Source organism: Burkholderia sp. Bp8998 (assembly GCF_003854235.1).
Taxonomy (GTDB): Bacteria; Pseudomonadota; Gammaproteobacteria; order Burkholderiales; family Burkholderiaceae; genus Burkholderia.
This window is the reverse complement of sequence record NZ_QTQF01000016.1, coordinates 145,238-153,293: the sequence shown is the minus strand read 5'-3', so window position 1 is coordinate 153,293 and position 8,056 is coordinate 145,238. Positions and strand designations below refer to the sequence as shown.

Here is an 8,056-nt window from a genome sequence, read left to right as displayed (position 1 = left end):
ACCGCAAGGACGATTTCTTCTCGAATCCGAAATCGGACCGCGCGAAGGACTTCCTCGCGAAGATCCTGCACTGAGCGACTGTGTCCGGCGCGCATCGTGCACGCCGATGAAAAGCCGCCCGGCTGTCCGCCGGGCGGTTTTTTTTTCGTGCGCCGTCCGCCGACGGGCTTCCGCGTCGGACGTTACCAGCTGTACCGGTAATCGCCGTCGATGTGTGCCGCCGCGTGGCGATGGCGAAGGGTAAGGGAACCGGCGAGCGCTGCGTGCGGCTCAGAAATCGATCGGATCGTCGGCGTCGTCTGCGGCGCCGGCCGCCAGCGCCTCGCGCCGCGCTGCGCCGCACGGCGCGGACGCCGACGCGTCGAGCGCCGGGTTACGCAGCTTCTCGAGCACGCGTTCGGGCACCGGAATCTGCATCCGCGCGGTGACATCGCCGCACTGGAACATGATCAGCTCGCCCGGTTCGAACGAGGTCCAGATTTCGTTGTCGGTCAGCGGCTGGGTGGCGATCACCGCGACGCGATCCTCGGGCGTCGTGTATTTCGCGAAGTCGATCGACAGGTCTTCGTCGACCAGATGCGCGGTCGAGAACGGCCAGCGCCGCACGAGGTAGTGCAGCCGCGTCGAGCAGTGCGCGAAGAGGGCCTGGCCGTTCGACATCAGGAAGTTGAATACGCCGTGATCGGTGATGCCTCGCGTCAGCTCGCCGACACGCTCGAACAGTTCCGGCAACGGCGGCTGCGCACCGGGGAACGCTTCGCGCAGCCCCTGCATCAGCACGCAGAACGCCTTCTCGCTGTCGGTGGTGCCCACCGGGTGGTAGACGCTGCCGTCGAGGTCGGGTTCGTAGTCCTGCAGATCGCCGTTATGCGCGAAGATCCAGTGCCGCCCCCACAGCTCGCGCATGAACGGGTGGCTGTTCTCGAGCAGGATGTGGCCCTGCGTGGCCTTGCGGATGTGCGCGATCGTGTTCTTGGACTTGATCGGGTAGCGCTTCACCATTTCGGCGATCGGCGACGTGGCCGACGCCTGCTGGTCGATGAACAGGCGACAGGCCTTGTCCTCGAAGAACGCGATCCCCCAGCCGTCGGCATGGTGATCGGTGAGGCCGCCCCGGGCCGCGAAACCTGTGAAGGAGAATGTGACGTCCGTCGGCGCGGCGCAGTTCATTCCTAGGAGTTGGCACATTTTACTTGGGGCGGGGGCGGAAGCAGGGGAACCAACCGGGTGAACCCCGGTACAATATGACTTCTAGCATATCACCGAGCCTTGAGCGGTAAAAAGCGGATTCCGCCGGCCGAAGGCCCCGTGTTGCGGTTTGCCGTCAGTCGGCCCGCGCACGCGCGTTCCGGCCCCGCAGATGGCCCCCGTTCCTCACGACGCCTCCTATGACTGCCTCGAACGCTTCCTCTCCGGCGACGCTCACGCTCGCCCGTCCCGACGACCTGCACCTGCACCTGCGCGACGGCGACATGCTGGCCGCGGTGCTGCCGCACACGGCGCGCCAGTTCGGCCGCGCGATCGTCATGCCGAACCTGAAGCCGCCCGTCACGACTACCGCGCAAGCGCAGGCCTATCGCGAGCGCATCCTGGCCGCGCTGCCGGCGGGCATGACGTTCGAGCCGCTGATGACGCTGTACCTGACCGACAACACGTCACCCGACGAAGTCCGCCGCGCGCGCGACAGCGGCTTCGTGCACGGCGTGAAGCTGTATCCGGCCGGCGCGACGACGAACTCGGATCACGGCGTCAGTGATCTCGCGAAGTGCGCGAAGACGCTCGAGGTCATGCAGGAGACCGGCATGCCGCTGCTCGTGCACGGCGAGGTGACCGATCCGGCGATCGACATGTTCGATCGCGAGAAGGTGTTCATCGACCGCGTGATGACGCCGCTGCGCCGCGATTTCCCCGGCCTGAAGGTCGTCTTCGAGCACATCACGACGAAGGACGCCGCCGACTACGTGCGCGACGCCGACGCGGCACCGGGCCTGCTCGGCGCGACGATCACTCCGCAGCACCTGCTGTACAGCCGCAACGCGCTGTTCGTCGGCGGGATCCGCCCGCACTACTACTGCCTGCCGGTGCTGAAGCGTGAAACGCACCGCGTCGCGCTCGTCGAAGCCGCGACGTCGGGCAACCCGCGCTTCTTCCTCGGCACCGACAGCGCGCCGCACGCGCGTGACGCGAAGGAAACCGCGTGCGGCTGCGCGGGCTGCTACACGGCACTGCACGCGCTCGAGCTGTATGCGGAGGCGTTCGAGCAGGCCGGTGCGCTCGACAAGCTCGAAAATTTCGCGAGCCGCTTCGGCGCCGATTTCTACGGGCTGCCGCACAGCACCGACACGATCACGCTGCGCCGCGAGACCTGGGAACTGCCGCGCGAAGTCTTTGCGGGCGATACGCCGGTCGTGCCGCTGCGCGCCGGCGAAACGATCGGCTGGAAGTTCGCGTGACCGGCACACCGCCGCGCACGGCCGGCCTGACGGCCGGCGGCGGGGCGGCGGTGTTCGCGCGGATCGACTGGTCCGCGCCGTGGCTCGCTCCATACGCGGCGCCTGGTCGTACGCTTCAGGCGGCCGCGCTGCTCGATGCGCTGAACGGCGCGCTGCACGGCGGTGCGCAGGCAAGCGGTCGCGGCCGGTCGCTGCGCTTCGTGCCGCAGGCCGAGTTGCCACCCGGCGTCGCATACGAAACCCATATTGCCGACACCGGCGGTGTCCCGACCCGCCACAATCTTCACGACTTCTTCAATGCGCTCGTCTGGTTCGCGTATCCGCGCACCAAGGCCGCGCTGAACGCACGCCAGGCCGCGGCGATCGACGCCGCGGGCGGCGTCGGGCCCGTGCGCGGCACGCTGCGCGATGCGCTGACGCTGTTCGACGAGAACGCCGCGCTGTTCGTGACGGCCGACCGCACGCTTGCCGACGCGCTGCGCGGCTTCAGCTGGCAACAACTGCTGGTGGCGGCGCGCGACGCGTGGGGCACGCGCTGCGAGGCGCGGCTCGTCGGCCATGCGCTGCTGGAGAAGCTCGTCGCACCCTACAAGTCCTGCACCGCGCATACGTGGATCGTCGAAGTGAGCGACGACTATTTCTCGTGGCCCGAGGCCCGGCGTGCCGCGCATGTCGATGCACGGATCGCCGGCGAACTCGCGACCCGCGAGCTGACGAGCCGCGATTTCGCACCGCTCCCGGTGCTGGGCGTGCCGGGCTGGTGCGACGCGAATGCCGCGCCCGCGTTCTACGACGATCCGGCGGTTTTCCGCAGCGGCCGCCGGTCGCGCGCTGCCGACGGCGGCGCACGGTGCTAGAATGCGCGTCGCAAAGCAGGCCAGGCAGTCGCGGCCTCGCCGCCTTCGGGCAGGCGGGGGCGAGGAAAGTCCGGACTCCACAGGGCAGGGTGATGGCTAACGGCCATCCGTGGCGACACGCGGAACAGGGCAACAGAAAGCAAACCGCCGATGGCCCGGCGCAAGCCGGGATCAGGTAAGGGTGAAACGGTGCGGTAAGAGCGCACCGCGGCGACGGCGACGTTCGCCGGCACGGTAACCTCCACCCGGAGCAATTCCAAGTAGGCAGGCGCGCATTTTCGGATGCAGGACGGGGCCCCCGTCTCGTCTGCGGGTAGGAAGCTTGAGCGCGTCAGCAATGGCGCGCCTAGAGGAATGGCTGCCACGCGCCGTGCGCTTCGGCGTGCAGCGTGCACAGAATCCGGCTTATCGGCCTGCTTTGCCGTTCGAATGCGAAAGGGCCGGCGCTCCGCCAGGAGCGCCGGCCCTTTTTTCATGCGTGGCGGCCGCGAGTTCAGTCAGCGACGATGTCGAACGAATGCGTGAGTTCGGCCGTCTTCGCGATCATGATCGACGCGGAGCAGTACTTGTCGTGCGACAGGTTGATCGCGCGTTCGACCGTGGCCGGGTTCAGGTTGCGACCCGTGACGGTGAAGTGGAAGTGGACCTTCGTGAATACCTTCGGATCTTCGCTCGCGCGTTCGGCCTTCAGCGTGACCGAGCAGCCGGTGACTTCCTGGCGGCTCTTCTTCAGGATCAGCACGACGTCGTACGCGGTGCAGCCGCCGGTGCCGACCAGCACCATTTCCATCGGGCGCGGCGCGAGGTTATGGCCGCCGCCTTCCGGTGCGCCGTCCATCGCGACGAGGTGCCCGCTTCCGGTCTGGGCGGAAAACGCCATGCCGTCCTGACCCATCCAGCTTACTTTGCATTCCATGCTTGCACTCCAGCGTTGCCTGATTCGGATTCGATCCGGCATTGTAGCCCGCGGCGCTTCGGTCGGCTGATGCGCTGCACGACGCGCGACGCGCCGCCGCCGTGTGCGACGCCCGGCGGGGCGCCGAACGTCGATTTCCCTGTTTTCGTTAGGGGTTTTACGCTAGATGCGACGGGTTGCTGGTCCTGCTCTTGCTATCCAATTGATTGATTTTAAAAGAGAAAATGCGCCTGGCCGGTGAAATTGGCTATATTTCGCATTATGGTTTTGGATTTCGTAATGCAAATTTTCTTGTGAAGTCCGCGACGCGTTCGTATAATGAGCCTCATTGGTTGCCGCGCTGCGGCAATCTTCGCATGTCTCCTCCACCCTCCTCCTAAGGTGGATTGAGCCCGAACCAGCCGTTCGGGCTTTTTTTCGTCCCGTGCAAGCATCGGCATGCAGTTTGCGTGCTTCGAAACCCGTCCTTGACCCCGCTACGCGGGCTGCCGTGCGGCTGGCTGCGATGCCGCGCCGGGCGGCGTGCCGGTCGAACGGTCGGCAGGGGCCGGGACGTGTACGGCCGATGCGTGGCCGTGACCGCGCGCGCAGAAGTGGCGCACGCGTTCGCGTACCGCGCGCAGGCGGGCGATGCGATCTTCGGCATGGGCGCCGCGGGCGTCGGCGATACGGGCATCGAGGGCGTCGAGCTTGGCCTCGCAGCCGGCCCGGGCGGCGACGGCCGGCGCGGCGGCGGCCAGCAAGGCGGCCGCGAGAAAGGGCGTAAGTCGTTGTTTCATCGTGCTTGTTTGTTGTTTTTCCGTTGTCGGCCAGTCTGGCGCGGCAAGGTCAGGTGCCGCGCGTCGATGGGTGCCTCCCCGGGCGCTCGGTTCGCCTGGTGTGTTGGGGCACGACCGGATTTTGGCCCATTTCGGGCGCCGCCGGCACGGGACTTGGAATCTCTTTGACCGCGCTGCCGCATTTCCTTTATAATTCAGGGCTTTTCCGCATTCATGCCCACGGAAAAAGAACAGGGAGAGCCTGCACCGCGCCTCGAAGCGCACACAGACAAGCAGGAAGAACACATCGGGCAAAGCATTTTTTTTGGATCGATCATGAAGACGTTTTCCGCAAAAGCCCATGAGGTGACGCGCGAATGGTACGTGATTGACGCGACGGATAAGGTTCTCGGCCGTGTTGCCAGCGAAGTGGCACGCCGTCTGCGCGGCAAGCACAAGCCTGAGTTCACCCCGCACGTCGACACTGGTGATTTCATCATCATCATCAACGCAAGCAAGTTGAAGGTCACGGGCAACAAGACTCTGGACAAGAAGTACTACCGTCACTCGGGCTACCCGGGCGGCATCTATGAAACGACGTTCGGCAAGATGCAAGAACGCTTCCCGGGCCGTGCGCTCGAGAAGGCGGTCAAGGGCATGCTGCCGAAGGGCCCGCTCGGCTACGCGATGATCAAGAAGCTGAAGGTCTACGCTGAAGCTACGCATCCGCATTCGGCGCAACAGCCGAAGGCGCTCGAGATCTAAGGGGAGCCCACATGATCGGTAACTGGAACTACGGTACGGGCCGCCGCAAGAGCGCAGTCGCACGTGTCTTCATCAAGGCTGGCAAGGGCGACATCATCGTCAACGGCAAGCCCATCGCTGACTACTTCTCGCGCGAAACGTCGCTGATGATCGTGCGTCAGCCGCTGGAACTCACGAACCACGGCCAGACGTTCGACATCAAGGTCAACGTCAATGGCGGCGGCGAAACGGGTCAGGCAGGTGCAGTGCGCCACGGCATCACCCGTGCACTGATCGACTACGATGCGACGCTGAAGCCGTCGCTGTCGAACGCAGGCTTCGTCACGCGCGATGCACGTGAAGTCGAGCGTAAGAAGGTTGGTCTGCGCAAGGCACGTCGCGCAAAGCAGTTCTCGAAGCGTTAATTCCGCTTCATGGCCGCGCCGCTTCCGGGCGGCGTCCGCCGGAAAAACCGCCAGCTTTCGCGCTGGCGGTTTTTTTATGCCCGCGCGGCGGCCGTCCGCGTGCGGGTCCCCGCATTGAAATCAACAAGAACCTATTGATTTCATGGACATCAGCACGATCTTCTGATCGGCCCTACAATAGCGGCTAAAGCTTTTTGGAGAGTTCGCATGAACGCTGTTACCGAATCCGCAGCAACGACCACCGATATGCCGCTGCCGTTCGTCTTCACCGACGCCGCGGCCGACAAGGTCAAGCAACTGATCGACGAAGAGGGCAATCCCGACCTGAAGCTGCGCGTGTTCGTGCAGGGCGGCGGCTGCTCGGGCTTCCAGTATGGCTTCACGTTCGACGAGGAAGTCAACGAGGACGACACCGTGATGAACAAGAACGGCGTCCAGCTCCTGATCGACTCGATGAGCTACCAGTACCTGGTCGGCGCCGAGATCGACTACAAGGACGACCTCAATGGTGCCCAGTTCGTGATCAAGAACCCGAACGCCACGACTACCTGCGGGTGCGGCTCGTCGTTCTCGGTCTGAGCGCACGACGGATCCTGTCCGGTTCGCCGGAATGAAAAACGGGGCTTCATGCCCCGTTTTTTGTGCCCGTACGCGGCGCGAACCGCGCGGCCTGTGTGGCGTCGCATCCTTGGGGGCTTTCCATCAGCGCGGATAAAGCGCGCCGAGCACGCGCGCGTCCGCGGCACCCGTCACGCTCGCGAGGTTGCCGGGCTGGCGTGCTGTGAAGCGATACGCGAGCCACGCGAACGCGAGCGCCTCGACCTGCTGCGGCGGCACGCCGAGCGCCGCCGTCGTATCCACCGTCGCCGGCACACCGGCCTCGTGCAGTGCATTCCCGAGCGCATCGAGCAGCACCGGGTTGCGGGCGCCGCCGCCGCAGACGAACACGGCCTTGCAGCCGGCCGCGTGCTGCGCGATCTCGCGGGCGACCGAGACGGCGGTGAGCGCCGTCAGCGTCGCCTGCACGTCTTCCGGCGCGACCTGTGCGAATGCGGCCAGCTTCGCGTCGAGCCATGCGGGATTGAACAGGTCGCGGCCGGTGCTTTTCGGCGGCGGCGCGGCGAAGTAGGGCTCGTCGAGCAGCACGTCGAGCAGCGGCGCGTTCACGGTGCCGCGCGCGGCGAACTTGCCGCCGTCGTCGTACGGCTTGCCGAGGTGGCGTGTCGCCCACTCGTCGAGCAGCGCATTCGCGGGCCCGCAGTCGAAGCCGCGCACATCGTCGCCTTCGCCGGGCAGGATCGTGATGTTGCTGATGCCGCCGAGGTTGCAGACGATCCGCGTCTCACCCGGCGCGCCGAATACCGTCGCATGGAACGCCGGCGCAAGCGGCGCGCCGTGGCCGCCGGCCGCGACGTCGCGGCTGCGGAAATCGGCGATCACGTCGATACGCGCAAGCTCGGCGAGCAGCGCCGGATTGTTGAGCTGGCGCGTGTAGCCGCGCTCGGGACGGTGCCGGACCGTCTGGCCGTGCACGCCGATCGCGCGGATCTCGTCGCGCGACAGCCCGGCCATGCGCTGCAGCTCGTGGCAGCACACCGCGTAGCGCGCGACGAGCGCGTTCGCCGCGACCGATTCGCGGTCGATTTCGTTGTCCCCGGGTTGCTGCAGCGCGAACAGCGCGTCGCGCAGCGATTGCGCGAAGCCGACGAATGCTTCCGCGAGCACGACCGGTGCGCGGCCGGTCTCGAAACGCACGGCGACGCCGTCGACGCCGTCCATGCTGGTTCCCGACATCAGCCCGAAGTAGATGCCGTCGGCCGGATGGGCGGGTTGCGGATGTCGTTGCGGCACGTTGGGTTCTCCTGGATCGAGCGGCGCGGGCCGGTGCCGCGCGCCTTGCGCC

The 8,056-nt window shown here is 66.2% G+C and carries 9 protein-coding genes and 1 other RNA gene; 6 read left to right on the top strand and 4 right to left on the bottom strand.

Going from position 1 to position 8,056, the window contains the following annotated elements; genetic code table 11:
• Window positions 1-270 precede the first annotated feature (270 nt).
• Window positions 271-1,188, bottom strand: coding sequence for a class II glutamine amidotransferase (locus DIE06_RS17920; protein WP_124662550.1), 918 nt, complete (start codon window positions 1,186-1,188; stop codon window positions 271-273).
• Window positions 1,189-1,388: 200 nt separating this feature from the next.
• On the opposite strand from DIE06_RS17920, the gene pyrC reads away from it, so the two are divergent.
• The 3 genes from pyrC (at window position 1,389) to rnpB (ending at window position 3,734) form a co-directional block, all read left to right on the top strand.
• Window positions 1,389-2,453, top strand: a complete 1,065-nt coding sequence (pyrC, locus tag DIE06_RS17915) for a dihydroorotase (protein ID WP_124662549.1) — start codon at window positions 1,389-1,391, stop codon at window positions 2,451-2,453.
• Entirely contained in the window at window positions 2,450-3,310 is an 861-nt protein-coding gene (locus tag DIE06_RS17910; protein WP_124662548.1) for a DUF3025 domain-containing protein, read from the top strand. Before pyrC ends, DIE06_RS17910 begins: the two co-directional genes overlap by 4 nt.
• Window positions 3,311-3,322: 12 nt before the next feature.
• Window positions 3,323-3,734: RNase P RNA component class A (rnpB, locus tag DIE06_RS17905), an RNA gene on the top strand.
• Between the two features lie 69 nt (window positions 3,735-3,803).
• Here the strand turns inward: rnpB and DIE06_RS17900 are convergent.
• Both DIE06_RS17900 and DIE06_RS17890 read right to left on the bottom strand, forming a co-directional pair.
• Window positions 3,804-4,268 (bottom strand): OsmC family protein, encoded by a 465-nt coding sequence (locus tag DIE06_RS17900; RefSeq protein WP_072465471.1) that lies wholly within the window; start codon window positions 4,266-4,268, stop codon window positions 3,804-3,806.
• A 434-nt stretch (window positions 4,269-4,702) separates the two neighbouring features.
• Window positions 4,703-5,005: a DUF1090 family protein gene (locus tag DIE06_RS17890; protein ID WP_124662546.1), complete on the bottom strand. Its 303-nt coding sequence runs from the start codon at window positions 5,003-5,005 to the stop codon at window positions 4,703-4,705.
• A gap of 315 nt (window positions 5,006-5,320) precedes the next feature.
• On the opposite strand from DIE06_RS17890, the gene rplM reads away from it, so the two are divergent.
• From rplM to erpA, 3 genes are all read left to right on the top strand, one after another.
• Complete coding sequence (rplM, locus tag DIE06_RS17885; RefSeq protein ID WP_009687896.1) at window positions 5,321-5,749, top strand: 50S ribosomal protein L13; 429 nt, start codon at window positions 5,321-5,323, stop codon at window positions 5,747-5,749.
• 11 nt (window positions 5,750-5,760) lie between these two features.
• On the top strand, window positions 5,761-6,153 hold the full coding sequence (gene rpsI, locus DIE06_RS17880) for a 30S ribosomal protein S9 (protein ID WP_011883283.1): 393 nt from the start codon (window positions 5,761-5,763) through the stop codon (window positions 6,151-6,153).
• A 207-nt stretch (window positions 6,154-6,360) separates the two neighbouring features.
• Window positions 6,361-6,732, top strand: coding sequence for an iron-sulfur cluster insertion protein ErpA (gene erpA / locus DIE06_RS17875; RefSeq protein ID WP_006759918.1), 372 nt, complete (start codon window positions 6,361-6,363; stop codon window positions 6,730-6,732).
• Between the two features lie 123 nt (window positions 6,733-6,855).
• On the opposite strand, the gene DIE06_RS17870 is transcribed toward erpA, so the two are convergent.
• Window positions 6,856-8,004, bottom strand: coding sequence for an anhydro-N-acetylmuramic acid kinase (locus DIE06_RS17870; RefSeq protein WP_124662545.1), 1,149 nt, complete (start codon window positions 8,002-8,004; stop codon window positions 6,856-6,858).
• Between the last annotated feature and the right edge of the window lie 52 nt (window positions 8,005-8,056).